27 protein-coding genes are annotated in these 26297 nt (G+C 52.6%); 15 read left to right on the top strand and 12 right to left on the bottom strand.

Annotation, left to right across the window (positions count from 1 at the left end):
- Window positions 1-8: 8 nt before the first annotated feature.
- The 3 genes from FHD02_RS17760 to FHD02_RS17750 all read right to left on the bottom strand — a co-directional run bounded on the left by FHD02_RS17760 (window position 9) and on the right by FHD02_RS17750 (window position 1620).
- Window positions 9-455, bottom strand: a complete 447-nt coding sequence (locus FHD02_RS17760) for a PTS fructose transporter subunit IIA (protein ID WP_137361708.1) — start codon at window positions 453-455, stop codon at window positions 9-11.
- Window positions 456-637: 182 nt separating this feature from the next.
- The gene (locus FHD02_RS17755) at window positions 638-961 is read right to left on the bottom strand and encodes an AzlD domain-containing protein (protein WP_042313473.1); all 324 of its coding nucleotides are present in this window, start codon (window positions 959-961) and stop codon (window positions 638-640) included.
- A complete protein-coding gene (locus FHD02_RS17750) occupies window positions 961-1620 on the bottom strand; it encodes an AzlC family ABC transporter permease (protein ID WP_042313471.1) in 660 nt (219 codons plus the stop codon). The genes FHD02_RS17755 and FHD02_RS17750 overlap by 1 nt, the downstream gene beginning before the upstream one ends.
- 101 nt (window positions 1621-1721) lie before the next feature.
- On the opposite strand from FHD02_RS17750, the gene FHD02_RS17745 reads away from it, so the two are divergent.
- Window positions 1722-2270: a helix-turn-helix domain-containing protein gene (locus tag FHD02_RS17745; RefSeq protein ID WP_003825255.1), complete on the top strand. Its 549-nt coding sequence runs from the start codon at window positions 1722-1724 to the stop codon at window positions 2268-2270.
- An 85-nt stretch (window positions 2271-2355) separates the two neighbouring features.
- On the opposite strand, the gene rhaM is transcribed toward FHD02_RS17745, so the two are convergent.
- From rhaM to rhaB, 5 genes are all read right to left on the bottom strand, one after another.
- Entirely contained in the window at window positions 2356-2670 is a 315-nt protein-coding gene (rhaM, locus tag FHD02_RS17740; protein WP_137371473.1) for an L-rhamnose mutarotase, read from the bottom strand.
- Window positions 2667-3815 carry a lactaldehyde reductase gene (fucO, locus tag FHD02_RS17735; RefSeq protein ID WP_220394139.1) on the bottom strand — a complete coding sequence of 383 codons (1149 nt, stop codon included), beginning with the start codon at window positions 3813-3815 and terminating at the stop codon, window positions 2667-2669. The genes rhaM and fucO overlap by 4 nt, the downstream gene beginning before the upstream one ends.
- An 11-nt stretch (window positions 3816-3826) precedes the next feature.
- Window positions 3827-4651 (bottom strand): rhamnulose-1-phosphate aldolase, encoded by an 825-nt coding sequence (rhaD, locus tag FHD02_RS17730; RefSeq protein WP_220394138.1) that lies wholly within the window; start codon window positions 4649-4651, stop codon window positions 3827-3829.
- 143 nt (window positions 4652-4794) lie between these two features.
- Window positions 4795-6054 (bottom strand): L-rhamnose isomerase, encoded by a 1260-nt coding sequence (rhaA, locus tag FHD02_RS17725; protein WP_137361711.1) that lies wholly within the window; start codon window positions 6052-6054, stop codon window positions 4795-4797.
- Entirely contained in the window at window positions 6051-7520 is a 1470-nt protein-coding gene (gene rhaB, locus FHD02_RS17720) for a rhamnulokinase (protein WP_137361712.1), read from the bottom strand. Before rhaB ends, rhaA begins: the two co-directional genes overlap by 4 nt.
- A gap of 300 nt (window positions 7521-7820) precedes the next feature.
- On the opposite strand from rhaB, the gene rhaS reads away from it, so the two are divergent.
- Window positions 7821-8669 carry an HTH-type transcriptional activator RhaS gene (gene rhaS / locus FHD02_RS17715; protein ID WP_042313449.1) on the top strand — a complete coding sequence of 283 codons (849 nt, stop codon included), beginning with the start codon at window positions 7821-7823 and terminating at the stop codon, window positions 8667-8669.
- Between the two features lie 108 nt (window positions 8670-8777).
- On the top strand, window positions 8778-9626 hold the full coding sequence (gene rhaR, locus FHD02_RS17710; RefSeq protein WP_042313444.1) for an HTH-type transcriptional activator RhaR: 849 nt from the start codon (window positions 8778-8780) through the stop codon (window positions 9624-9626).
- On the opposite strand, the gene rhaT is transcribed toward rhaR, so the two are convergent.
- A complete protein-coding gene (rhaT, locus tag FHD02_RS17705; RefSeq protein WP_220394137.1) occupies window positions 9623-10657 on the bottom strand; it encodes an L-rhamnose/proton symporter RhaT in 1035 nt (344 codons plus the stop codon). The genes rhaR and rhaT overlap by 4 nt on opposite strands.
- Before the next feature lie 288 nt (window positions 10658-10945).
- Between rhaT and sodA the strand changes: the two genes are divergently transcribed.
- Together sodA and kdgT are read left to right on the top strand one after the other, a co-directional pair.
- Complete coding sequence (gene sodA / locus FHD02_RS17700) at window positions 10946-11566, top strand: superoxide dismutase [Mn] (protein WP_038635943.1); 621 nt, start codon at window positions 10946-10948, stop codon at window positions 11564-11566.
- Between the two features lie 236 nt (window positions 11567-11802).
- Complete coding sequence (gene kdgT, locus FHD02_RS17695) at window positions 11803-12786, top strand: 2-keto-3-deoxygluconate transporter (RefSeq protein WP_079225712.1); 984 nt, start codon at window positions 11803-11805, stop codon at window positions 12784-12786.
- 41 nt (window positions 12787-12827) lie between these two features.
- On the opposite strand, the gene FHD02_RS17690 is transcribed toward kdgT, so the two are convergent.
- On the bottom strand, window positions 12828-13724 hold the full coding sequence (locus FHD02_RS17690; protein WP_121529789.1) for a dihydrodipicolinate synthase family protein: 897 nt from the start codon (window positions 13722-13724) through the stop codon (window positions 12828-12830).
- A gap of 152 nt (window positions 13725-13876) precedes the next feature.
- On the opposite strand from FHD02_RS17690, the gene yiiM reads away from it, so the two are divergent.
- The 4 genes from yiiM (at window position 13877) to FHD02_RS17670 (ending at window position 17806) form a co-directional block, all read left to right on the top strand.
- On the top strand, window positions 13877-14551 hold the full coding sequence (gene yiiM, locus FHD02_RS17685) for a 6-hydroxyaminopurine reductase (RefSeq protein ID WP_042313432.1): 675 nt from the start codon (window positions 13877-13879) through the stop codon (window positions 14549-14551).
- A gap of 218 nt (window positions 14552-14769) precedes the next feature.
- On the top strand, window positions 14770-15474 hold the full coding sequence (locus tag FHD02_RS17680; RefSeq protein ID WP_042313430.1) for a GntR family transcriptional regulator: 705 nt from the start codon (window positions 14770-14772) through the stop codon (window positions 15472-15474).
- A gap of 7 nt (window positions 15475-15481) precedes the next feature.
- Complete coding sequence (locus FHD02_RS17675; protein ID WP_042313589.1) at window positions 15482-16438, top strand: sugar phosphate isomerase/epimerase; 957 nt, start codon at window positions 15482-15484, stop codon at window positions 16436-16438.
- Between the two features lie 117 nt (window positions 16439-16555).
- Window positions 16556-17806, top strand: a complete 1251-nt coding sequence (locus FHD02_RS17670) for an MFS transporter (protein WP_087856673.1) — start codon at window positions 16556-16558, stop codon at window positions 17804-17806.
- Between the two features lie 40 nt (window positions 17807-17846).
- Here FHD02_RS17670 and cpxA read toward each other — a convergent pair whose 3' ends face one another.
- Together cpxA and cpxR are read right to left on the bottom strand one after the other, a co-directional pair.
- Window positions 17847-19220 (bottom strand): envelope stress sensor histidine kinase CpxA, encoded by a 1374-nt coding sequence (gene cpxA, locus FHD02_RS17665; protein ID WP_042313425.1) that lies wholly within the window; start codon window positions 19218-19220, stop codon window positions 17847-17849.
- Complete coding sequence (gene cpxR, locus FHD02_RS17660) at window positions 19217-19915, bottom strand: envelope stress response regulator transcription factor CpxR (protein ID WP_038635960.1); 699 nt, start codon at window positions 19913-19915, stop codon at window positions 19217-19219. Before cpxR ends, cpxA begins: the two co-directional genes overlap by 4 nt.
- 150 nt (window positions 19916-20065) lie before the next feature.
- Between cpxR and cpxP the strand changes: the two genes are divergently transcribed.
- The 6 genes from cpxP to FHD02_RS17630 all read left to right on the top strand — a co-directional run bounded on the left by cpxP (window position 20066) and on the right by FHD02_RS17630 (window position 26190).
- The gene (gene cpxP, locus FHD02_RS17655) at window positions 20066-20566 is read left to right on the top strand and encodes a cell-envelope stress modulator CpxP (RefSeq protein WP_042313421.1); all 501 of its coding nucleotides are present in this window, start codon (window positions 20066-20068) and stop codon (window positions 20564-20566) included.
- A 147-nt stretch (window positions 20567-20713) separates the two neighbouring features.
- Window positions 20714-21616 (top strand): CDF family cation-efflux transporter FieF, encoded by a 903-nt coding sequence (gene fieF / locus FHD02_RS17650; RefSeq protein ID WP_038635968.1) that lies wholly within the window; start codon window positions 20714-20716, stop codon window positions 21614-21616.
- A 185-nt stretch (window positions 21617-21801) separates the two neighbouring features.
- Window positions 21802-22764: a 6-phosphofructokinase gene (gene pfkA / locus FHD02_RS17645; RefSeq protein ID WP_006686196.1), complete on the top strand. Its 963-nt coding sequence runs from the start codon at window positions 21802-21804 to the stop codon at window positions 22762-22764.
- 204 nt (window positions 22765-22968) lie between these two features.
- Window positions 22969-23958, top strand: a complete 990-nt coding sequence (sbp, locus tag FHD02_RS17640) for a sulfate/thiosulfate ABC transporter substrate-binding protein Sbp (protein ID WP_042313417.1) — start codon at window positions 22969-22971, stop codon at window positions 23956-23958.
- Between the two features lie 104 nt (window positions 23959-24062).
- Window positions 24063-24812, top strand: a complete 750-nt coding sequence (locus FHD02_RS17635) for a CDP-diacylglycerol diphosphatase (RefSeq protein WP_137359872.1) — start codon at window positions 24063-24065, stop codon at window positions 24810-24812.
- A gap of 73 nt (window positions 24813-24885) precedes the next feature.
- Window positions 24886-26190: an SLC13 family permease gene (locus tag FHD02_RS17630; RefSeq protein ID WP_061382571.1), complete on the top strand. Its 1305-nt coding sequence runs from the start codon at window positions 24886-24888 to the stop codon at window positions 26188-26190.
- Window positions 26191-26297 lie beyond the last annotated feature (107 nt).

The following is a 26297-nucleotide window of genomic DNA, read 5'->3' as shown; positions in this document are numbered from 1 at the left end:
CCGCTTCCTTATGAGGTTAAGGTCTGATTGAGCAGGGCAAGCACCTGACCGACGTCGCCCTGTTTCAGCTGGTTGATGAAATCCTGATGGATAATTTTGCGGCACAGGGTGCCGATGATTTTGACCTGATCGTCCTCGCCGGTTTGCGGCACGCCGAGGCAAATCCAGCAGTTGACGTCTTCGCCGTCGCTGGCCTTCCAGTCGACGTTTTCTGATTTACGCGCGAACAGGACGAAAGGCTGCTTAACACAGGCGCTTTTGCCGTGCGGGACGGCAATGCCCGAACCAAAGCCGGTGGAGTGCAGCTTTTCGCGCAGCAGCAGCGTTTGCAAAAACTGATGACGATCGCTGACGTAGTTGTTATCAAAAGCGATATTCGCCAGCTGTTTGAGGATGGAATAAACGCTATTTCCCTGAATATTCAGGTCAATGCAGTTAGCTGTAAGGGCTGCCATGGTGAGACTCCGTTAAAACCTGTTTCATACGATTTTAACGGTGAGACGATGAAGAGATGAGCGGCAATATGTCAGCGCGCAGTGACAATTTGAGGCCGAGTTAGCGCGTGGTTTTGTGGGGTAAAACACACAATGCTACAGGCGATTACCCTGATGAATATTTCGTCAGGGTAGTTATATTATTAATGTATTCCCGCCATCCTCAACAGCGCCGTCACCACGGCCGCGGCAATGATTACCACGATCAACGGCATTTTACGCCAGGCGAGAAAGACCGCGAAGCCAACCCCAAGAACGCGTGCCATTCCAGCAAAGTGTTCACCTTCATAAAAAGTAGTCGCCAGCGCGACGGAGAACAGCAATACCGTTGCGGCATCAGAAAGCAGCGCCTGCGAGCGTTCTGAAAACGCTAAACGGCTCCCAAGCTTCGCTCCCCCTAAACGCATTAAATACGTTCCCAGAGATAACATGGCGATACCAACGATAAACAGCGTCATGTTGCCCATTATTTTTTCCTCGTCAGTAAGCCAAACAGTGAGAGCAGAACCGGTAAACCCACCGGCGCAAAGGGAATGGCGGCAAGCGACAGCGCGGCACCGCTACAGGCGCGGATCAGCGTGGTGCGGTTTTTAAAGGCCGGGACCACTAAGGCCAACAAAATGGCAGGGAAAACGGCATCCAGACCGATGGTTTCTGGGGCCGGGAGCAGTTTGCCGACACCTGCGCCAATCAGCGTGCCAATCGGCCAGAATAGGGCGACGCCCAGACCGCATAGCCAGTAGGCGGCTTTACGCTGTTCCGGCGTTTTTTGCGACAGGCCAAACACCACGCTTTCGTCGTTCATGATATGGCAGCCGAGGAGGCTGGCGGCACGAGAGCCCACCAGGTCACGCACCGTAACGCCAAAAGGTACGTGTCGGGCGTTCACCAGTAAACCGGCAGCCGCAGCCGCCAGTGGGTTACCGCCGCTGGCGACGATGCCGATAAACATAAACTCGGATGCGCCCGCCAGCACCGTAATAGAAAGCACAAACGGTACCCACAGCGGGAAACCGTAGGCCATCGCCAGCGAGCCATATGACATGCCGACAACGCCGACGGCCAGACAGACGAGAAATATTGCTTTCAGCGTGTCGCCTTTGAGACAGGAAAAATAATGTTTCATACCATTTTAGCCATATCGAACGAATTTCCATTATAATGAACGCAACCATTTAGCTTTACAAGTCGAACGATTCGTTCGATATAAAAAACATGGAGTCGTGAATGACCCAGCCCATCAGTATGATCGCGAAAAGCCTGGTGCGTGAACGTCAGCGCACCGGTTTGTCACTGGCAGAGATTGCCCGCCGCGCGGGGATTGCAAAATCGACGCTCTCACAGTTGGAAGCGGGTAATGGCAATCCTAGCCTGGAAACGCTGTGGTCGCTGTGTGTGGCGTTGGATATCCCTTTTGCGCGCCTGCTGGAGCCGCAAGAGCAAAAAACGCAGGTGATTCGCCGCGGCGAAGGGACAAAAGTCGTGGCGGAACAGGCCCACTATCAGGCCATTTTACTGGCCGCCTGCCCACCGGGCGCGCGGCGGGATATCTATCTGCTGCTGACGCAACCGGGCGCGGATCGTATTTCACAGCCGCATCCACCGGGATCGGTTGAACATATTATCGTGACGCAAGGTAAGGCGATGGTGGGATTGACGGAAGCGCCGGAAGAGTTAGGTGAGGGCGACTACATTTGTTACCCCGCCGATCGGGCGCATATCTTTAAAGCACTGGAGCCTGACACCCAGGCGATTCTGGTTTCTGAGCAGAATTGAAATTGCCGGATGGCGCTATCGCTTATCCGGCCTACAAAAAAATAAAACCGTGTGCCCGGTAAGCTTGCGCCACCGGGCACACGACTTACTGCAGATAGAACACCTCTTTTAGCTCTGCGCTGAGCGGGCTGTTGTCCGGGTTGGCTGGCATCACGTCACGCATATGTTTCCACCAACGCTGGCAAACGTCGGTGCTGGCAACGGCATTCCAGCGCTCCTCGGACTCAATCTCAACGGTGGCGAACAGCAGATTACGCTCCTGATCAAGATAAATCGCGTAGTGATGGGCGCCGTGTTGTTTCAGTACTGATTCCAGCTCAGGCCAAATGGGATTATGACGACGCTGGTACTCAACGTGCGCGTCGGCATTCACCTGCATCACAAACGCTTTGCGGATCATAACGCCTCCAGATATAGCTCGCGGACTTCATCGCGACTGGCGGTGCGTGGGTTACATGGCGCACACGGATCGGCCAATGCTTTATCCAACCAGCCTTCAATATCTTCTTTGGTCACGCCAAGCTGGCTGAAACCGGCTGGAATACCTACCCGCTTGCTCAGGGCGCGAATGGCGTTAATGGCTTCCATGCTTGCCGCTTTATCGCTCATGCCGCGGGTATCGACGCCCATCGCCTGCGCCACGCGGGCAAAGCGAGCCTCGGCGTTTGGGCGGTTAAAGTTTTCGATTACTGGCAGCAGGATGGCATTGCAGACGCCGTGCGGCAGGTTGTGGGTTGCGCCCGGCTGGTGCGCTAGTGCATGCACCAGACCCAGACCGGCGCTGTTAAATGCCATACCCGCCAGATACTGACCAAATGCCATTTGCTCACGGGCTTCGAGGTTGTGGCCATCATCGACCGCTTTCGGTAGCCACAGATTGATTAAGCGAATCGCTTCCAGCGCGTTGGCGTCAGTGAGTGGATGCGCGCCGACGGAAACATAGGCTTCCACCGCGTGGGTCAGGGCGTCCATACCGGTTGCGGCGGTAACGGAAGCCGGGATTTCCAGCATCACGCTGGCATCATCCACGGCGATATCCGGGATGATGTTCGGGTCGATGATTACCTCTTTAACCTTGCGAGCAGAGTCGATAATCACCGCATTGCTGGTCATTTCTGCAGCTGTACCGGCGGTGGTATTGATGGCGACCAGCGGAACGCCGGCATTTTTCACTTTGCCCACGCCGGAGTATGCGGTAGAAGGACCCGGGTTGGCGGTCAGGATTTTCACCGCTTTAGCGGTATCGATCGGGCTGCCGCCGCCGAAGGCGATAATGTAGTCACATTCTGCGCTCTTATACGCCGCAAAACCTTTCTGCACCAGCTCTTCTGTCGGGTTTGGGAATACCTCATCAAACAGGTGGTAAGACATTTGATGTCCATCCAGCGCGGCAAACAGGCTGTCCAGCAGGCCCAGCTTCACCAGTTGACCATCGGTGACGATCAGCGCTTTGCCCCATTGCTTATTCGCCACGAGGTTCACCATATCGGCAATCGCTCCAGCGCCATGCAGGCTAATTTTGGGTAGTGCTAACATAAAGCTCATCACTATTCTCCTTATAATGCTAGTGCGCTTGCCAGCGGAGTCACGCCAAAACGTTTGCCGAGTGCGACCAGTTCTTCACGCGTGATGGTCTGCTTCATACCGCCCATCGAATAGATTTTGACTAAAACTTCTGCTGATTTCTCTGCGGTGTCGATCAAACCGAATGCTTCATCGAGAGAGGGGCCGCTGCCGAACACGCCATGGAACGGCCAAAGAACAAGCGAATACTTCTGCATTTCCTGCGCGGTCGCCTGGCCGATTTCATCCGTACCCGGCACCATCCACGGCAAAATGCCGACGCCATCCGGGAACACCACCAGGCACTCGGTGCTGCCTTCCCACAGTTTGCGCGTCATTAGCGCGGTGTCGTTTTCCAGCACATAGGTCAGGGCGATCAGGTTGGTGGCGTGACAGTGCATGATCACGCGATCTTTGCCGTTCGTCGCTTTAATACGTTCGCAGTGAGAGAGGAAGTGGGCTGGCAGTTCGGAGGTTGGCACCGCTTCGTGGGCCAGGCCCCAAAGGATATGATAGCCCGCACCGTCGCTGTCCACTTTCACTACGCCTAAATTTGCCGCCGGATCGAGCTGAACGTTACGGAAAAATTTACCCGAGCCGGTGACGATAAACGGCGTGTTCGCCAGCAATGGCATGGGCTGACTCAGCGCAATATAGCGCGGTTTTTCGTGAAAGTCGGCGCTAAATGGCGCGATGTCTGCTTCGTCCAGGCGCAGCGTCAGGTTGCCGCCGTTACGTTCATCCCAGCCTTTCAACCACGCATCGGATGTGGCTTTGATCATCCCCTGGACGAACCAGGAAGTAGTAATGTTTTGCATCTTCGGTGTTCCTGTTTATTGCCCGAAGGTTATCGGGTCTTACGTAGGCCGGATAAGCGCAGCGCCATCCGGCAATCGTGTTTCATTTATTGCCGGATGGCGACGCGAGGCGTCGTATCCGGCCTACAGATCAGGTGTCGCAATCAGCTACGTTTGCTCAGGATCTCTTTTTCATAAGCGCTAACGCTGTCCAGCCACTGGCTGCCCGCTGGCGTGTCGTGGCGCTGGCAATACATTTCCCAAACGGCCTGCCATGGCAGTGATTTTTGCTCTTCCAGCAGCGCCAGACGTGCGGTGTAGTCGCCGCTGGCTTCGAGCTGACGCAGTTGCTCGGTTGGTTCTAACAACGCGCGCAGCAGGGCTTTTTTCATATTGCGGGTGCCGATAACCCACGCGGCGATGCGGTTAATAGAGGCGTCGAAGAAGTCGAGACCGATGTGTACGCGGTCAAACAGGTTGTGGCGGACGATCTCGCTGGCAATCGCCTGAGTTTCATCATCCAGCAGCACCACGTGATCGCTGTCCCAGCGCACTGGACGGCTGACGTGCAGCAGCAGGCGCGGTACATACAGCATGGCGGCGGAAATTTTGTCGGAAATCACTTCAGTCGGATGGAAGTGACCCGCATCCAGGCACAGCGCGGTCTGGCGGCTGGTAGCGTAGCCCATATAGAACTCGTTGGAGCCCACGGTGTAGCTTTCGGCACCGATGCCAAACAGCTTGCTCTCAACGGCGTCGATATGGTGCGCCGGGTCGAGTTTCTCGCTGATCACTTCGTCCAGTGCTTCCAGCAGGCGCTGGCGCGGCGCTAAACGGTCAACGGTGATATCTTTCATACCGTCCGGGATCCAGATGTTCATCACCGACGGTGTACCCAACTGCTCGCCAAAATACGCCGAGACGCGACGGCTGGCTTTGCAGTGATCGATCCAGAACTGGCGAATGTGATCATCGGCGTGGGCCAGCGTGAAGCCGTCGGCGCTCAGTGGGTGAGAAAAGCAGGACGGATTGAAATCCAACCCTAACTGGTTTGCTTTCGCCCATTCAACCCAGTTTTTGAAGTGTTCCGGTTTGATTTGGTCGCGGGCAACCGGCGTATCGGATTCCAGATAGATCGCATGCAGGTTCAAACGTTTTGGTCCCGGTATCAGGCTCAGCGCCTGCTCCAGATCGGCACGCAGTTCGGTCGCGTTGCGCGCTTTGCCCGGATAATTACCGGTAGCCTGAATTCCGCCAGTGAGCGAGCCTTCCGGGTTTTCGAAACCGGCGACGTCATCGCCTTGCCAGCAGTGCATGGAGACCGGCAGACGATCGAGCTGGCGTAAGGCCGCCTCGACATCAATACCTACCGCGGCGAAACGCAGTTTTGCCAGTTCCCAGGCTTGTTCAAGTTGAGTGGTCATGCGCAAAGCTCCTTTGTCTGTCGTAGTGATTGAAACTGCGCCTGGTAGCGGGCAATTTCACTTTCCGGATTGGGAATGAAGGTGGTCAGGTCGTAGTTGGCGCGCACTACCTGACGGAAATCATCGACGTTGTTAAGCTCGTCCAGCGTCATCAACTGGATGCCGATGTTGCCGAGCGTGGAGGCCTCAATCGGCCCGGACATAACGCGAATACCGCAGGCATCCGCGCACAGCTGATTCAGTAACGCGTTCTGGCAGCCGCCACCAACAATGTGCAACTGGCTAAACGCGGCGCCACGCAGGTCTGCCAACTCTTGCAAAATGTCGGCATACAGCAGCGCCAGGCTGTCGAAGATACAGCGCGCCAGTTCGGCGTTTTGCAGTGGAACAGGTTGGCCAGATTCACGACAGGCCGCCTGAATTTCCGCACTCATATCGTCGGGGTTGATAAAGCGATCGTCGTTCGGGTTTATCAGGAACTGGCAGGCTGGTAGCGCTTGCGTTTCGGCGATAAGCGTTGGCAAGTCGTCGATCTGGCGCTCTTTTAATACGCGCTGGAGCAGCCATAGCCCCATGATATTTTTTAGTACCCGGTAGCGCCCTTCCGCGCCGCCTTCGTTGGTGATATTCGCCGCCAACGCCGCATCGTTGGTATACGGTGTTCTGCTCTCAAACCCCATCAGTGACCAGGTGCCGGAAGAGAGATATGCGCTGTTTTTATCGGCGAGCGGCGAAGCAATGACCGCGCTGGCTGTGTCGTGACTGGCAACCGCCACGACCGGAATTTGATTTTTCTGCGGACAAATCCAGTGGCCAATGACGTTTCCCGGATGCGTCGGGCGACCAAACCAGGCTTTGTCTGCCCCGGTCCACGCCAGCAGCGTGTCATCCCAGTCGTCGGTATTGATATTGACTAACTGGGTGGTGGTGGCGTTGGTGTATTCCCAGTTCATTTCACCGGTCAGGCGAAAGCTGAAGTAGTCGGGGATCAGCAGGGCATGCGCTACCTGCGGAATCAGTTCTGGCTGCTGTTCAACCAGCGCGCGCAGTTGATACAAGGTGTTAAAGGGGAGAAATTGAATACCGCTCCGACGGTAAATTTCATTTTTACCCGGCTGCTTCATCGCCTGCGCCATAATGCCCGTCGTGCGGTTGTCACGGTAAGAGACCGGCAGACCGACGCGCTGACCGGCGTTATCGACCAGCACGTAATCCACCCCCCAGGTATCAATGCCGATGCTGTCTATCCGAATGCCTTCATCGCAGACTTTCTTCAGACCCAGACGAATGTCGTTTTCCAGGCTGTCGATGTCCCAGGTGTCAAAACCGTCCGTTTTTTGCAGGCTGTTAACGAAGCGGTGGATTTCACGTAGCGTCAGGGTGCGGTGTTCACTGTCGTAACGCGCCAGCATTACGCGCCCGCTGGATGCGCCGAGATCGACAGCGACACAATGGCGAAAAGTCATAGCGAGGTCCTTCTGAGTTTTATTGCACTCAGTCTAAGAACCCCCAATAAGGCGTACCTTCTCAACAGTGACAGGCATAATTAGCGGCTGGCAACATGGCAAAGGTGAACGTGATGATGTTCACAGTTTCTACTCATGGGGCGGATTCGGGCAGATGTGACGCCTTCCGCAATTCCCGATCTTTCCCGCCTTATCTTGAAGAATTGACCGTGTTTACGCACTTTGGCGTCAAAAATTTAAGGTGAGGGTAGTAACCCTTAATTACTATTCAGCCATATTCGCTAAACAGGGGGAGCCGTCATGACTGTACTGCATTGCGTAGACTTTTTTCCGACAGGTAAAGCGCCAGTGGCTATTGAACCACGGCTTCCTCAACCCGCGTTTCCTGAACATCATCATGATTTTCATGAAATTGTGGTGGTCGAGCATGGTACGGGAATCCATGTGTTCAACGGACAGCCTTACACCATCAGCGGTGGTACGGTGTGTTTCGTCCGCGATCATGACCGGCATTTATATGAGCATACGGACAATTTGTGTCTGACCAATGTCTTGTATCGATCCCCGGATGCGTTTCAATTTTTAGCTGGGCTGAATCAGCTTTTACCTCAGGAACAGAATGGGCAGTATCCATCCCATTGGCGGGTAAACCAGGGGGTATTACAGCAGGTCCGACAGTTGGTGGGGCAAATGGAAGCGCTTGGTGACGGGATGGATACGCCAACGGCAGCAAATCGTGAAATTCTGTTTATGCAGCTACTGGTCGTGTTGCGTAAAAGCAGCCTGATGGCAGCGGCAACCGATAACGACGCGCGGCTTAACCTTCTGATGGCGTGGCTGGAAGATAACTTTGCTGACGAGGTGTGTTGGGAGGCGCTGGCCGAGAAGTTTTCGCTCTCTTTGCGCACACTGCACCGCCAGCTTAAACAACAAACGGGATTGACGCCCCAGCGCTACCTTAACCGTCTGCGGCTTATTAAAGCGAGACATCTGCTTCGCCACAGTGATGACAGCGTGACCGATATCGCGTATCTCTGCGGTTTCGGCGACAGTAATCACTTTTCGACGCTTTTTCGCCGTGAGTTCGAGTGGTCGCCACGCGATATTCGTCAGGGGCGCGATCTCATGGCGGGAAGCAGCCTGCAGTAACGCGAAAGCTATCAACGTTTTTTACCGCCCGTTTGCTGATAATCATACCCTTTCATGCCGGATGGCGGCTGCGCCTTATCCGGCAAGTGTCCAGGTTGAGGTAATGCGGTGGCGAATCAGCTAATCCTTCTGAAATCAGATTTTTTTGCGCATGAGCAGCAGGCTGTTGCCGTGGCTGACCGCTATCCGCAGGATGTCTTTGCGGAGCATACCCATGAATTTTGCGAGCTGGTCCTGGTCTGGCGCGGCAATGGTCTGCATGTCCTTAACGATCGTCCATACCGAATAACCCGTGGCGATCTGTTTTACATTCGCGCCGAAGACAAACATTCCTACACTTCCGTAAACGACCTTGTGTTGCAAAATATCATCTACTGCCCGGAGCGGTTGACGCTGAATGTTGACTGGGAAGGGGCGATCCCCGGATTTAACGGTACGCCGCGGCAGCCGCACTGGCGACTCGGCAGCGTTGGCATGACGCAGGCCCGGCAGGTGATAAGCCAGCTTGAGCATGAAAGTAATCAACGCGATGCGCAGGCTTTTAGCATGGCGGAACTGCTATTCGGGCAACTGGTGACACTCCTTAAACGCCATCGTTATGCCACAGATACGCTCCCGGCAACGTCGAGTGAAACGCTGTTGGATAAACTCATTACCGCGTTAGCCGGGAGCCATGAGCATGCTTTCGAACTGGATAAATTTTGCGAGCGCGAACAATGCAGCGAGCGCGTTTTGCGCCAGCAGTTTCGTAGCCAGACCGGGATGACCATCAACCAGTATCTCCGCCAGGTGCGGGTCTGCCATGCTCAATATCTGCTCAAGCATAGCCGGTTAATGATTAGTGAGATTTCCATGCGCTGTGGCTTTGAGGATAGTAACTACTTTTCGGTAGTGTTTACGCGGGAAACCGGGATGACGCCGAGCCAGTGGCGTCATCTCAGTACCCAGCATGCTTAGCTGGCCATTCCCAGACCAACAATGTTTGCCGCGACGATAATCACCACGCAGCCGAGGCTCAGTACGCTGACCGGACGGCGACCCGCATTTTTCCATTCTTTCAATACCAGACCAACAATTCCGCCGCACAGGACATAAAAACTCATGTGCAGCATCCAGCTTACATAGTCATACTGTGCCGGAATACGTGCGTGGCCCCAGGCGTAGAAGAAAAATTGCAGATACCACATCAAGCCACCGAGCGCGGAGAGCAGCACGTTGCTGATGATCAGCGGTTTAGCTAGCGAGAAGTCGGCTTTTATCGACAAGTTCTTCACTTTTGCCAGACGAATGAAGCAAAAACCCAGGTTGACGAGTGCACCACCGCCCATGATAACCACATAGCTGGGCAGGGCGACATACAGCGGATCCACACCCAATGCGGCGGCGGCATCGTGCATCGGTTTCGCGGCGTTCATCGCAAATGACATCCCTGCGGAGAAAATGCCGCACATGACCGCCAGAACTAACCCTTTTTTCAGATTAAACTCTTCGGCTTCGATGCCCATTTTGCGTTCTTTTAATTGACCCGCACGGGTAACAATGCCCACGCCAATCAGTGCGACCAGTACGCCAAGCAGCGTCATGCGTCCGCCGGAGGTGTTGATCAGCACATCAAAGTTGCCGTTGATAATCGGGGTCATCAGTGTGCCGACAATCAGCGTAATACCTATCGCAATGCCGATACCCATCGACATACCGAGATAACGCATAGTCAGGCCATAGTTAATGTTGCCAATCCCCCACATCGCCCCGAAAAGAAATACCGGTGCCAGTGTGGAAAGGCTGAAGGAGCTGAAATAGGCCCAGAAATTGGGAAGTAACATAGCGCTGATAGTCCACGGAAGGATAAGCCAGGAGACGATCCCGCCCACCGACCACATCGTTTCCCATGACCAATGTTTGACCTGCTTGAACGGGGCATAGAAACAGGCGGCACTGGCTGCGCCTATCAAATGCCAAAAGATACCCATCGTAATCGCGTTACTCATGACTTAATCCTCGTTATTTTTTATCGTCGGTAATGACCCCTCCGACCTAACGAGTTTAAAAATTACGCAAGGTGTTAACCTTTTAACGCTTGCCGCCATTTTGCGCATGTTGGCAATCATCACGTTAAGTGGGTGATTCGGTTCACAACTTTTGCAATAGACTGAACGATTAAAACCTTGTAAAAAGTACGGCATTGATAATCATTTTCAATATCATTTAATTAACTATAATGACCCAACTGCTTACGCGGCGTTAACACTGGCCGCCCGACAACACTGGAGATGATTATGAGTTATACACTGCCATCCCTGCCGTACGCTTATGATGCCCTTGAACCGCACTTCGATAAGCAGACGATGGAAATTCACCATACCAAACACCACCAGACTTACGTAAACAACGCCAACGCTGCGCTGGAAAGTCTGCCTGAATTCGCCAGCCTGTCGGCTGAAGAGCTGATCACCAAACTGGATCAACTGCCAGCGGACAAGAAAACCGTACTGCGCAACAACGCAGGCGGCCACGCTAACCACAGCCTGTTCTGGAAAGGCCTGAAAACCGGCACTACGCTGCAGGGCGATCTGAAAGCGGCTATCGAACGCGACTTCGGCTCTGTTGACAACTTCAAAGCTGAATTCGAAAAAGCAGCGGCCACCCGCTTCGGCTCCGGCTGGGCGTGGCTGGTACTGCAAGGTGACAAACTGGCTGTCGTTTCCACCGCTAACCAGGATTCCCCGCTGATGGGTGAAGCAATTTCTGGCGCTTCCGGCTTCCCGATCGTCGGTCTGGACGTGTGGGAACACGCTTACTACCTGAAATTCCAGAACCGCCGTCCGGACTACATTAAAGAGTTCTGGAACGTGGTGAACTGGGACGAAGCTGCAGCGCGTTTCGCCGCTAAAAAATAAGTTCTACGCTTAAATAATGCCCCTGCAAGCGCTGCTTGTGGGGGCTTTTTTGTGATCAAAATCAACATAGGAACATTGATCCATTTAAATTGAAACAATGTTTTATTGTGCGGGTGAGATCACTTTTATAATTCCTCTGAATGTCTATCTTCTGTTCATCAAGACGGGCGCATCTCAAAAGCAAGATGCAATCGCCCATAAAAATTGCCCCATTTTTATGTCTACAGGTGATGGAAATGCAGATCAAACGTACGATAGAGAGAATCCCTGGCGGGATGATGCTGGTGCCGCTTTTCCTCGGCGCGTTATGTCACACCTTTTCACCCGGCGCCGGGAAATATTTCGGCTCATTTACCAACGGTATGATCACCGGTACGGTGCCTATTCTGGCGGTCTGGTTCTTTTGTATGGGCGCATCGATTAAGCTAAGTGCAACCGGCACTGTGCTGCGTAAATCAGGCACGTTAGTCATCACCAAAATTCTGGTGGCGTGGGTGGTGGCGGCAATTGCCTCACGCATCCTGCCGGAACACGGTGTGGAAGTCGGGTTCTTCGCCGGGTTGTCCACGTTGGCGCTGGTGGCCGCCATGGATATGACCAACGGTGGGCTGTACGCCTCGATTATGCAGCAGTATGGCACCAAAGAAGAGGCCGGGGCATTTGTCCTGATGTCTCTGGAATCAGGCCCGCTGATGACCATGGTGATTCTGGGTACCGCGGGGATTGCTTCGTTTGAACCACACGTGTTTGTGGGGGCCGTATTACCCTTCCTGATTGGTTTTGCGCTGGGTAATCTGGACCCTGAACTGCGGGAGTTCTTCAGCAAAGCTGTGCAGACTCTGATCCCGTTCTTCGCCTTCGCGCTGGGTAACACCATTGATTTGAGCGTGATTGCGCAGACCGGCGTGCTGGGGATTCTGTTGGGCGTGGCGGTGATTATCATCACCGGGATCCCATTGATTATCGCCGATAAACTGATTGGCGGCGGCGATGGAACAGCGGGGATTGCCGCTTCCAGCTCAGCGGGTGCGGCGGTTGCCACGCCGGTACTGATTGCTGAAATGGTTCCGGCATTTAAACCGATGGCGCCAGCGGCAACCTCTCTGGTGGCGACCTCGGTGATTGTGACCTCCATTCTGGTACCGATTATCACGTCCATCTGGTCGAAAAAGGTCAAAGCCAGGGCGGAGGAAATTGATCTTCGTGGTACCGTGAAGTAAGCCTCTTTTGCCGGATGGTCTGCGCCATCCGGCTTAGTCAGTTAACCTTTGACGACGAACACCTCATCAATAGTCCGACATTCCCCCTCATTCAACTCTCCGCCAGCATTACGTGACACACCGGTGCAGTAGCCAAACTTACGCGATACCACGGTTTTGATGGTGGTGACAAAATCTTCGCCAATGGCGTAGATGGACATATAGGTGCCAATCTGGTCCTGAATATCGCGAAGCGTCGCCAGATCGCCCTGCTTAAACGCCTCCCGCGCACTGACAAACAGTTCCGGCATAACGTTGTTCAACCCTGAAATAATCCCCGCCCCGCCTGCCAGCAGGTTAGGAATGTAGTATTCGTCATAACCGGACAGTACGGCAAAATCTTCCCGCACGGCGCGCGTTGTCTGAATCATGCTGCGGGTATGTGACTGACAGTCGACGGTATCTTTGATGCCGGCGAAATTTGGGAACTCGGCAGCGAGAGTGGCAACCAGCTCCGGCGTTAAATCACAGCCGGTACGCGCCGGGAAATTATAGGCAAACCATTTACCGCTGAGTTTCTGTCCCAACTGGCGGAAGTAGCTCAGCAACTGTTTCGCCGTTTGTCCGTAGTAGTAAGGCGGCAGGATCATCACGGCATCATAACCTGCGCGATATGCTTCCTGCGCCATCAACAGAACATCCTTCTGGCAGGTGGATGAGACGTTGGCGACCATCTTCAGCGAGCTCATGGCCCGGGCTTCACGGATCAGCAGCAGTCGTTCTTCGAGCGTAAAGGAAGCAAACTCCCCGATGCTGCCCATCAGCAAAATCACGTCGATTTTGGCCTCGGTAAGGCGTTTAAGATGCTGGCTCAGACCGTTGAGATCGATCTTGCCGTCATTGTCCATTGGCGTAATGGAAGGGCACCAGACGCCAGCAAATTGCGATTGACCAGTCACGTAGTCGACTCCTTATTTGAAATGATGTTTCAAAACCAGATTACATTGATAGCATGTGTCCTTAAGTTTCATGTGAACCGTGCTCTCATTTTGAGCGACTGGGATAAAATAAATATGGTGTAATGGGGGAAATTTATCGGGAGAGGGAACAGATGCGATATCCGGTCGATGTTTTTACAGGCAAGATTCGGGACTATACGGGAAGTCGTCCTAGCGCGATTGCTAAAGTTCAGGTCGATGGTGAGCTGATGCTGACCGAGCTGGGCCTGACGGGGGATGAACAGGCGGAAACGAAAATTCATGGCGGGCCGGATCGCGCGCTGTGCCACTATCCGCGTGAACACTATCAGCACTGGAGACAAGAGTTTCCGGAGCAGGCGGAGTTATTTGTTGCCCCCGCTTTTGGCGAAAACCTCTCCACTGAGGGGCTGACAGAAGAGAATGTGTATATTGGCGACATTTTCCAGTGGGGAGACGCGCTGATTCAGGTCACACAGCCGCGCTCGCCGTGCTTTAAGCTGAATTTCCATTTTGGCATCAGCGATATGGCCAGCCAGATGCAGGATGCGGGCAAGACGGGCTGGCTGTGTAGCGTCATCGCTCCCGGTCAGGTGTCGGCAGACGCGCCGTTGATCCTGGCGTCACGCGTGAGCGATGTCAGCGTGCGCGAGGCGATTGCCATTGCCTGGCATATGCCGTTTGATGACTCGCAGTATCACCGTTTACTGTCGGCTGCCGGGTTATCGAAGAGCTGGACCAGAACGATGCAAAAGCGCCGTTTAAGCGGCAAGATCGAAGATAATTCCCGCCGTTTGTGGGGGAAATAACTCTCACCTTTAGCTTGCCATTAAATCAGGTGGCGACACCTGATTTATCTTCCTCATGGTTCATCTCCTCACGTACTAAAACCTGCCTGTCGCGCCATGTGTCCAGGCCATTCTTGATACCTGGCCCACAAAAAGAAACGCTGCGTTGAAAAAAAACTTGAGTATTTCGTGCACTCAAATATCTTAGCTTCAAATTGGTTTAAACCAGATTGAGTGAGATGAAAAAGAAAAACAATGTTGATGTGCTCAGAGAGCGCTTTGAAAGCTGGTTAAACGAGAATAATTTGCCAGCGGGCTCCAAATTGCCTTCGGAGAGAGAGCTATGTGAGCTGCTGGATGCAAAGCGCATGACCTTACGTCAGGTTCTGATCGAGCTGGAGATTGATGCACGTATTTTCCGCAAGAACCGTAGCGGGTGGTTTATTTCATCGAAGCGATTCATTTATAACCCGAAATCACTTTCCAGCTTCAATGCCGAGGCCTGTGCCCAAGGGCGTAAACCTTTTTGGGATTATTTGACCAAGGAAACGATTGAGACGGTTCCGCACCATGTTGATGATGTTTTTCTCTCCTCCGGCGATCGTTATTTAGTTACCGGCTGGTGTGGTCTTGATTCACATAAAGTGTTTTACCATGAATCCTATATTGATGCCGATGTTGCACCGGGATTTATAAATAAACTTGGCAATCAGTCTTTTGCCAGCGTCTGGGAAGATGCGTTCGGTCATGTTTTAAATATCAAAGAGATGATTTTTAAACCGGTCAATATGCCGGAAGTGGCCTGCAAAGAACTGGGCGTTGCGCCAAATACTTATGGAATTTTAGTAGAAAAACATCGGGCAACCCGAGACAAAAAAGTGGTTCAGGTTGATTTTGAATACTGGCGACTTGAATCAGTGGAACTTGTTATTCGTGATGAATGAGAAAACTATGGGAAAATATAACCAGGAACTTCTCGCTGAACGCGCGAGAAATATACCGCTGTACCTACATGCTTATGCCTTTCATCTGAATATGCGCTATGAGAGAGTCCTCCCTGGCGATCTTCTGGATATTGCATATCAGCAAAAATTAAAAGGTGTAAAAATACATGTTGAGGATGGCGAGTCCCAGTCACTGCAGAAACTAAACGATCGGCAGTTACACGATTTTAAAGAAAAGGCCAAAAAATATAATTTGGATGTGCATATTGAAACCAGCGCATCGGACCAGGCGACATTGACGGATGCGATCCGTATTGCCATGGCAACTGGCGCAACGTCAGTTCGTTTCTACCCGCGCTATGAAGGGCATCTCAACGATGTTATGGCGAAGATCGCTAATGATATTGCGTGGTTGTCTCAGCATGATGACTGCGGCCTAAGCTTTACCATCGAACAGCATGAAGATCTGCAAGGTCATGAACTGGTGACGCTGGTTAAGAATAGTGGGATGAAGAATCTCTCTATTCTGTTTGATTTTGGCAACATGATTAACGCTAATGAGCAGCCGCTTTCTGCGTTAGAGGTCATGTCTCCTTGGATCACTCAGGTACATATTAAAGACGCTAAAATTATTAAAGAAGGTAAAGGCTGGGGGCATGAGGCTTGTCGTTCAGGATACGGCGACTTACCCATGGAGGAGATGCTCAAGGCATTATTACTCTTAGGTGAAGATAAACCACAAGTACATGCTTTTGGTCTGGAAGAAGAAGTTGAATATTATGCTCCGGCATTTCGTTTCGATGATGAAGGTGATAATCCCTGGATCCCATGGCGCGATGCAAGTTATACGCCGCTACCCGACGCTGACATGATTGATGCGCGACTGGCGCAGGAAAAAGAACATGCTCTGGCTCAAATAAAATATATTCGTGACTTGTGTAATAAATTTATAGGTAATCAATAACTTTTTAAAATCTTACTAAATGCGAACAGGGTTATGAAAATAACTCTACAATTTTATTAATTATATAAATTAATCTAAATATTTCTCTCAACAAGCAATGAGGGTTTACTCATGTTCATGAATAAATGGGCAAGGCTTTGTTTTTTGATTTTAGGCGGCGGCACAATATTCAAACTTTCAAGTATGAAAGATGTTTTCTATGTGCCAATGCAAAATGACTGGGGTTTAACCAATACGCAGATTGGCTTGAGTTTTACGGTTTATACGATTGTTCAGACAACCGGCCTGTTTCTTTCGCTCTATATTGCAGACCGTTATTCTAAGAAAATATTATTACCCTTTGGTCTGATCGGTGTTGGGCTTTGCGGTTTATATCTGGCAACGCTACCGTCATTTACCGGTTATCTCATTTGCTTTGCCGCAATGGCGTTTTTTGCCGATGTGGTGTATTGGCCGGTATTGCTGAAAGCCGTACGTCTGCTGGGTACGAAAGAAGAACAAGGCCGCATGTTTGGCTTTTTAGAAGCCGGACGTGGCGTGGTGGATGTCATCGTCGCTTCTGGCGCTCTGTTTGTCTTCGTTCAGTTTGGTGAAGGCAAAGCGGGAATGCAGGCGGGTCTGTTGTTTTATACGGTCATTACGCTTGCGGCAGGTATTGTGACGTACTTTATTGTCGATGACGACAAAGTGAAAGGCGGCGAGAATACCAGTGCCAATATGGAAGTGTTAAAGGGGATTAAACATGTTTTGTCCTGTCCTAACGTCTGGTTGGCTTCTTTAGGGATTTTCTTCGTTTACGCCGCATATTGTGGGCTGACTTACTTTATCCCCTTCTTAAAAGACATCTACATGTTGCCGGTAGCACTGGTCGGCGCGTACGGCATCATTAACCAATATGCGTTAAAAATGGTAGGAGGGCCGATTGGTGGGCTGCTGGCGGATAAGGTTGCTAAATCGCCTACGGTGTACCTGAAATGGACCTTTCTGATCTCTGCCGTTGCGATGCTGGTTTTCATGCAGTTGCCGCATCAAACAATGAACGTGTATATCGGTATGGCCGCGACATTAGGATTTGGGGCGATTATCTTCTCACAGCGTGCGATTTTCTTCGCGCCGATGGATGAGATTGGTACGCCACGTGAGTATGCCGGTTCGGCAATGGCGTTTGGTTGCATCATCGGTTATATGCCCGCCATGTTTGCGTACACGTTATACGGATATTTGCTGGACACCAATAGCGGCATCACAGGCTACAACTATGTTTTTAGCGTGATGATTGCGTTCAGCTTAATGGGCTTTATCTGTTCGACAATTCTGGTGAAGCGGATCAAAAAGCAAAAGCTAGCGGCTGCGACCGCAACTGCATGATGTGAGTGCTTCCCCGGCGATACGTGACCGGGGAAGCCTGTTAAGCGCGTTTATACAGCGGTAACCAAATCACCAGCCGTAAACCACCCAGCGGGCTGTCTTCGGCCTTCACCCAGCCACGATGCTGCTGGATCGCGGTTTCCACAATCGCCAGACCCAGACCCGTTCCGCCAGACTCGCGATCGCGCGCCTCATCGGTACGATAGAACGGACGGAAAATCTGCTCCCGGTCCTCAGGGCTGACGCCCGGACCATCGTCGTCAACGGTGATGGTGATCCCGTCTTTATCCACCGCGAAGCCCACTTCAATCTGCGTGTGTGAATAGCGTAGGGCGTTGCGCACAATGTTTTCCAGCGCGCTTTCCAGCGCATTTGGGTTGCCGTACAGCGGCCACGGACCCGGCGGGAAATTCACCGTGAGCGATTTACCCATCTGCTCGGCTTCAAAGGCGGCGTTATCCAGTACTTCGCCCCATAGCTGATTGGCTTTCACCGTTTCACTGACCAGCGCGTTTTTCTGCTGATTACGTGACATCACCAGCAGGTCGTTGATCATGCTGTCCAGCCGATGCGCTTCTGTTTCAATGCGCTCCAGCTCTTTGCTCTCACCGCTACGACGGCGCAGCAGAGCGGTACCCAGTTGCAGACGTGTCAACGGCGTTCTCAACTCGTGAGAGATGTCCGACAGCAGGCGCTGCTGCGTGGTCATCATCCGCTCCAGCGCCGTCACCATCTGGTTAAAGCTGGCGCCCGCCGCCAGAAACTCCTGCGGACCGGCTTCCAGTTCCGGATGCTGACGCAGGTTGCCCTGGGCCACTTCATCCGCTGCATTTTTCAACTTACGCGCCGGTTTCGCCAGGCTCCAGGCAAGCCAGAGCAATAACGGAGAGCTGACTAACATGGTGACGATCAGCAACAACAGCGGTCGGTCGAACAGCAGGTTGATAAAGTCAGATTGCGAGCTGCTGGCAGGTCGAATGAGATACAGCTGGTAGTTATCTTCACCGTCTCTGACGGAAAAAGGCCCGACCATCTCCACGCGACCGTATTTTTTCTTTTGCGGATGGTCGGCGTTATCGGCCTGACCAATAAAGTTACGAATGATCTGCATTTCATTGCGTTCTGCGCCGATCACGCGTCCTTCCGTGGTAACAAGCAATAACCGCTGTCCTGGCGGCGCCCACTTGTCTATCGCCCGAAACAAGCGACGCCACCACATTAAATCGTTGGGTGGATCGTTCGCCAGTTCAGCTTCAACGTGTTGCTCAATCATCAACCCCTGGCGCTGCTCGCTGTCCAGTAGCTCGGTCATCTGACGTGAGTCGAGCTTGGGTAGCATCAGTACCAACATCAACACCAGTGCCAGCGTCAACCAGAAGATGGCAAAGATGCGTGCGGTTAAACTCCCTATCATGAAGCGGAGACCATCAGGTAGCCGCGACCACGTAGCGTTTTAAACCACGGATGCCCATCTTTACGCTCTGGCAGCTTACGACGCAGGTTTGAGATATGCATGTCGATCGCGCGATCGAAAGGCGTCAGGCGTTTGCCCAGCACTTCCTGGCTCAGATGTTCACGCGAAACCACCTGGCCGAGATGCTGCGCCAGCAAATAGAGCAGGGTGAATTCGGTGCCGGTTAGCTCCAGCGTTTGCCCGTCGAAGCTGGCTTCCTGGCGACCCGGGTTGAGGCTTAACGCATCCACTTCCAGAGTCGGTGAGCCGTTGTCGCTGCTCTGCTGCTGTTCGCTCCAGTGCGAGCGACGCAGAATAGCGCGGATGCGCGCGACCAGTTCGCGGTCGTTAAACGGTTTAGGTAAATAGTCGTCCGCGCCCAGTTCAAGGCCGAGAACGCGATCCAATTCGCTGCCGCGAGCGGTCAGCATGATTACGGGGGTCTGGTGTGTCTGGCGAAGCGCTTTCAGTGTATCGATGCCGTTTTTCTTTGGCATCATGACGTCGAGCAAAAGTAAATCGATGCTGTCATCCAGAAGCTCGAGCGCCTGTTCCCCATCATGGGCAACCAGCACATCGAAACCTTCCATTTCGAGCAACTCCTTTAACAGGGAAGTCAGCTCTCGGTCATCATCAACTAACAGGATTTTATTCATTGTTTACGTACCTCCGAGGCAGAAATTACGTCATCAGGCGTCGCTAATCTATGACTTTACGTTGTTTTACACCCCCTGACGCATGTTTGCAGCCCGAATCGTAAACTGTCTCTCGTTGAATCGCGACAGAAAAGATTTTGGGAGCAAGTGATGGGCAAAGTAACCGCTGCCGTCATGGCCTCAACGCTGGCACTCAGTACTTTAAGCCATGCAGCTGAAGTCGTCACAGGCGATCACTGGCACCTGGGTGAAGGCTCCTCGCAACGCAGCGTACAGAGCCACATGTTTGACGGTATCAGTTTAACCGAACATCAACGTCAACAGATGCGAGATTTAATGCAGCAGGCAAGACACGAACAGCCTCCTGTTAATGTTAGCGAAATGGAGACAATGCATCGCCTTGTCACCGCAGAGAAATTTGATGAAAGCGCTGTGCGCGCTCAGGCAGAAAGAATGGCGCAGGAACAGGTTGCCCGCCAGGTTGAAATAGCCAAGGTTCGCAACCAGATGTATCGCCTGTTAACGCCCGAGCAGCAAGCGGTTTTAAATGAGAAACATGAACAACGAATGGAGCAACTGCGCGACGTCGCGCACTGGCAAAAAAGCTCATCGTTGAATTTATTGAGTAGTAGCAACTCACGTTCCCAGTAGTAACCCTGTTTTCCTTGCCATAGACACCATCCCTGTCTTCCCCCACATGATGTGGGGGTTTTTTTTGCCCAAAATTTGTCACTCGGTAATTGCCTGACTGTTTTACTTCATCCGTTATACTAGCGGCATATCCTGGCAGGAGTGTTTATGAATCAAACCTATGGGCGGCTGGTTAGCCGGGCGGCAATCGCGGCGACCGTGATGGCATCGCTGTTACTTTTGATCAAAATTTTTGCGTGGTGGTACACCGGATCGGTCAGTATTCTGGCTGCACTGGTGGATTCTTTGGTGGATATCGCGGCGTCGTTAACCAACCTGTTGGTGGTGCGTTATTCATTGCAACCGGCCGATGATGAACACACGTTTGGACACGGTAAAGCGGAATCATTGGCGGCGTTGGCGCAAAGTATGTTTATTTCCGGCTCAGCGCTGTTTTTATTCCTGACCGGGATTCAGCATCTTATCCAACCCACGCCGATGAAAGATCCCGGCGTCGGGGTGATTGTCACCATCATTGCGTTAGTGTGCACCATCATACTGGTCTCGTTTCAGCGCTGGGTGGTGAAGCGTACGCAAAGTCAGGCCGTTAGGGCGGATATGCTTCATTATCAGTCTGATGTTATGATGAACGGTGCGATTCTCATTGCGCTTGGGCTGGCATGGTATGGCTGGCATCGCGCAGATGCCTTGTTTGCACTCGGAATTGGCATCTATATTTTATATAGCGCATTACGCATGGGGTATGAGGCGGTGCAGTCATTGCTGGATCGCGCTTTACCCGATGAAGAACGTCAGGAAATTATTGATATCGTGACGTCATGGCCGGGAGTCAGCGGCGCTCACGATCTTCGCACGCGGCAGTCAGGGCCGACCCGCTTTATTCAGATTCATTTGGAAATGGAAGATAATCTGCCGCTCGTTCAGGCGCATGTAGTGGCTGAGCAGGTCGAGCAGGCAATTTTGCGACGTTTCCCGGGATCGGATGTCATTATTCATCAGGATCCCTGTTCCGTCGTACCCAAGGAAGGCAAGATGTTTGAGCTTTCATAATTCGTTGTAAAAAAAGTGAACCAGGCCAGCATTTTGTGTATAAATTACCACCATTTGGCCTGACCTGAATCAATTCAGCAGGAAGTGATTGTTATACTATCTGCATATTCGTTGGATCGTTTCGATATGCGGAATCGACTTCCGGCAGCAGATTTCATTTTGCATTCCAAAGTTCAGAGGTAGTCATGATTAAGAAAATCGGTGTGTTGACAAGCGGCGGTGATGCGCCGGGCATGAACGCAGCAATCCGTGGTGTTGTACGTGCAGCGTTGACGGAAGGGCTGGAAGTCATGGGGATCCATGATGGCTACCTGGGTTTGTATGAAGACCGTATGGTCCAGCTCGACCGCTATAGCGTGTCCGACATGATCAACCGTGGCGGTACCTTCCTCGGTTCTGCCCGCTTCCCGGAATTCCGCGACGAAAACGTGCGTGCGGTGGCTATCGAAAACCTGAAGAAACGTGGCATCGACGCCCTGGTTGTTATCGGCGGTGACGGTTCTTACATGGGTGCGAAACGCCTGACTGAAATGGGCTTCCCGTGCATCGGTCTGCCGGGCACTATCGATAACGATATCAAAGGTACCGACTACACCATCGGTTATTTCACCGCGCTGGGTACTGTAGTCGAAGCGATTGACCGTCTGCGTGATACCTCTTCTTCTCACCAGCGTATTTCCATCGTTGAAGTGATGGGCCGCTACTGTGGTGATCTGACTCTGGCGGCAGCGATTGCCGGCGGTTGTGAGTTCGTGGTGGTTCCGGAAGTAGAATTCAGCCGTGACGATCTGGTTGCTGAAATCAAAGCCGGTATCGCGAAAGGTAAAAAACACGCGATTGTAGCGATCACTGAACACATGTGTGACGTTGACGAACTGGCGCATTACATCGAGAAAGAAACGGGCCGTGAAACGCGTTCAACCGTACTGGGTCACATCCAGCGTGGTGGTTCTCCGGTTCCTTATGACCGTATTCTGGCGTCCCGTATGGGCGCGTATGCCATTGAACTGCTGCTCGAAGGTCACGGTGGCCGTTGCGTAGGTATTCAGAACGAAAAACTGGTTCACCATGACATCATCGACGCTATCGAAAACATGAAGCGTCCTTTCAAAGGTGACTGGCTGGACTGCGCGAAAAAACTGTACTGATTGTTTTTTGCGCGCCTGATGGCGCTACGCTTATCAGGCCTACAGGTTGCAGAAACGTGTAGGCCGGATTAGGCGCTAGCCGCCATCCGGCAATCCCTCAGATTTATTCCTCGCAGTTATAGCAAATCTTTTTTTATTCTTTAATGTTTGGATCGCTTTCTGGCACGCTTTGCTCATCACAACACCACATAAGAGAGCTGGGCGATGAACAAATGGGGCGTAGGGTTAACATTATTGCTGGCATCGACCAGCGTTCTGGCAAAGGATATTCAGTTACTTAACGTATCGTACGATCCAACGCGTGAGCTGTACGAGCAGTACAACAAAGCTTTTAGCGCGCACTGGAAGCAGGAAACCGGCGACAACGTCGTGATCCGCCAATCGCACGGCGGTTCGGGTAAACAGGCGACTTCCGTCATTAACGGCATTGAAGCCGATGTCGTGACGCTGGCGCTGGCTTACGATGTGGACGCTATTGCTGAACGTGGTCGTATCGATAAAAACTGGATCAAGCGTCTGCCGGATAACTCAGCACCTTACACTTCCACCATCGTTTTCCTGGTCCGCAAGGGCAATCCAAAACAAATTCATGACTGGAACGATCTTGTCAAACCGGGTGTGTCTGTCATTACGCCAAACCCGAAAAGCTCAGGCGGCGCACGCTGGAACTATCTGGCAGCATGGGGCTACGCCCTGCACCACAACAATAACGATCAGGCCAAAGCCCAGGACTTCGTCAAAGCCCTGTTTAAAAACGTTGAAGTGCTGGACTCCGGTGCGCGTGGCTCAACCAATACCTTCGTTGAACGCGGTATCGGTGATGTGCTGATTGCCTGGGAAAACGAAGCGCTACTGGCGACGAACGAACTGGGTAAAGATAAATTCGAGATAGTCACCCCGAGTGAATCTATTCTCGCGGAGCCGACCGTTTCCGTGGTCGACAAAGTGGTGGAAAAGAAAGACACCAAAGCGGTAGCGGAAGCCTACCTGAAGTATCTCTACTCGCCGGAAGGTCAGGAGATAGCAGCGAAAAACTTCTACCGTCCGCGTGATGCTGAAGTGGCGAAGAAATACGAAAATGCCTTTCCGAAGCTGAAGCTGTTCACCATTGACGAAGAGTTTGGCGGCTGGACGAAAGCACAGAAAGAGCACTTCTCTAACGGCGGTACGTTCGACCAGATCAGCAAGCGTTAAATAAATCTGTGAGTTACCAACCCGGTGGCATAACGCGACCGGGTTTTTTATTTGTCATGGTTTTGCGTTACTCTTGCCCCTCAATAGGATACAGGGAACGCGTAATGAAAAAAGCAGGCTATCTTTTACTGGCGGTGATTGTGGTGGCTGCCGCTGCTGGCATTGGTTACTGGAAATTCACCGGCAACCCGGACGCGTTACGCCAGATTGTTCTTCAGCAATGCTTGCCGCACCAGTTGCAGCAGCAGGATCCCGCACCGTGCGCGGAAGTGAAACCAGACGCCGGATATGTGGTGTACAAAGATCGTAACGGTCCGCTGCAATATCTGTTGATGCCTGGTTACCGTATCAATGGTACGGAAAGCCCGTTGCTGTTGGAATCAGGCACGCCGAACTTTTTCTGGCTGGCCTGGCAGGCGCGTAGCTTTATGAGCCAAAAATACGGTCAGGAGATCCCTGACAAAGCGGTATCGCTGACCATTAACTCGCGTAGCGGGCGTACGCAAAATCACCTGCACATTCATATCTCCTGCCTGCGAACCGATGTCAGAAAGCAGCTGGATGACAACATGGCGAAAATCAGCACCCGCTGGTTGCCTTTGCCGGGTGGATTACGCGGGCATGAATATCTGGCGCGTCGCGTCACGGAAAACGAACTGGCGCAACGCAGCCCGTTTATTATGCTGGCGGAAGAAGTACCGGATGCGCGAGAACATATGGGCCGCTATGCGCTGGCGATGGTGCGCCAAAGCGATGAGTCTTTTGTCCTGCTGGCGACTCAGCGTAACTTGCTTTCGCTGAATCTCGCCTCTGCTGAGGAAATTCAGGATCATCAATGTGATATTCTGCGCTAACCCTACCTAATCTGGCGTTTACTCCGCATGCCTGCCCCCGTATTCTTGTTGAAAAAAACAACAGGAGACAGGCATGTCGCTCTGGCTTTCACACCCTCTGTTTATTCCTTCTCTGGTGGTTGGCATCACCATTATTCTCTGGGCGACGTCGCTACTACCGGAATTTATAACGGCGCTGCTGTTCTTTGCCGTGGCGATGGTGGCCAAAATAGCGCCACCGGATGTGATTTTTGGCGGCTTTGCGTCATCGGCATTCTGGCTGGTCTTCAGTGGCTTCGTGCTGGGTATCGCGATTCGTAAAACGGGATTGGCGGACAGGGCGGCGAGGGCGCTGTCATCGCGATTGACCGACTCCTGGCCGTTAATGGTAGCGAGTGTGGTACTGCTAAGTTATGCGCTGGCGTTTGTAATGCCGTCCAATATGGGGCGCATTGCGCTGCTGATGCCGATTGTCGCGGCGATGGCGAAACGGGCGGGAATTAACGACGGCACGCGAGCCTGGTATGGTCTGGCGCTGGCCGTCGGGTTTGGGACGTTCCAGCTTTCCGCGACGATTTTACCCGCTAACGTGCCGAATCTGGTGATGAGCGGCGCAGCGGAAGGTTCTTACGGTATCCACCTGAATTATCTGCCCTATTTACTGTTACATACGCCGGTTCTGGGCTGGCTCAAGGGCGCGGTACTCATCGTACTTATCTGCTGGCTGTTTCCTGGTAAGCCCCATGCACCGCGCGATCTGACGCCGCCTGAGCCGATGAGCCGGGATGAAAAACGTCTGGCATGGATGTTAGCGGTGGTGTTGTTTTTGTGGGTAAGCGAAAGCTGGCACGGCATTGGTCCAGCGTGGACCGGACTGGCGGCGGCGGTTATCACGCTGCTACCTCGGGTTGGCTTTATTAATGGCGAGGAGTTTTCCAGTGGGGTCAATATCCGTACCTGTATCTATGTGGCGGGTATTCTGGGGCTGGCGATCACCGTCACGCAGACCGGTATTGGCAGTGCGGTGGGCGAGGCGCTGTTACAGGTGATGCCGCTGGACGCGGAAAAACCGTTTACCAGCTTCCTCGCGCTGACTGGCATTACCACCGCACTCAATTTTATTATGACGGCAAACGGCGTTCCGGCGCTATATACCACGCTGGCGCAAAGCTTTGCCGATGCGACGGGATTCCCGCTGCTGTCGGTGATTATGATTCAGGTACTGGGATATTCCACACCGCTACTTCCGTATCAGGCTTCACCCATTGTTGTGGCGATGGCGCTTGGGAAAGTGCCTGCGAGGGCGGGGATGCTGCTGTGTATTGCGCTGGCGGCGGCAACGTATCTGGTGCTTCTGCCGTTGGATTACCTCTGGTTCAGTATGCTGGGTAAATTATAACTGTATCTAAATGTTAATTTTTTGTTTTGTGAGATGATGAATTGTTTTATTTGGGCTGATGGCGGTTAATACCGGGGCGCAGATTTGTGCACTGGAAACTCAAGGAT

The sequence above is a fragment of the Citrobacter sp. EC_71 genome (assembly GCF_019584005.1).
Taxonomy (GTDB): Bacteria; Pseudomonadota; Gammaproteobacteria; order Enterobacterales; family Enterobacteriaceae; genus Citrobacter; species Citrobacter werkmanii.
The sequence above is the reverse complement of the archived record's forward strand: the minus strand, read 5'-3'. Positions and strand labels throughout refer to the sequence as shown.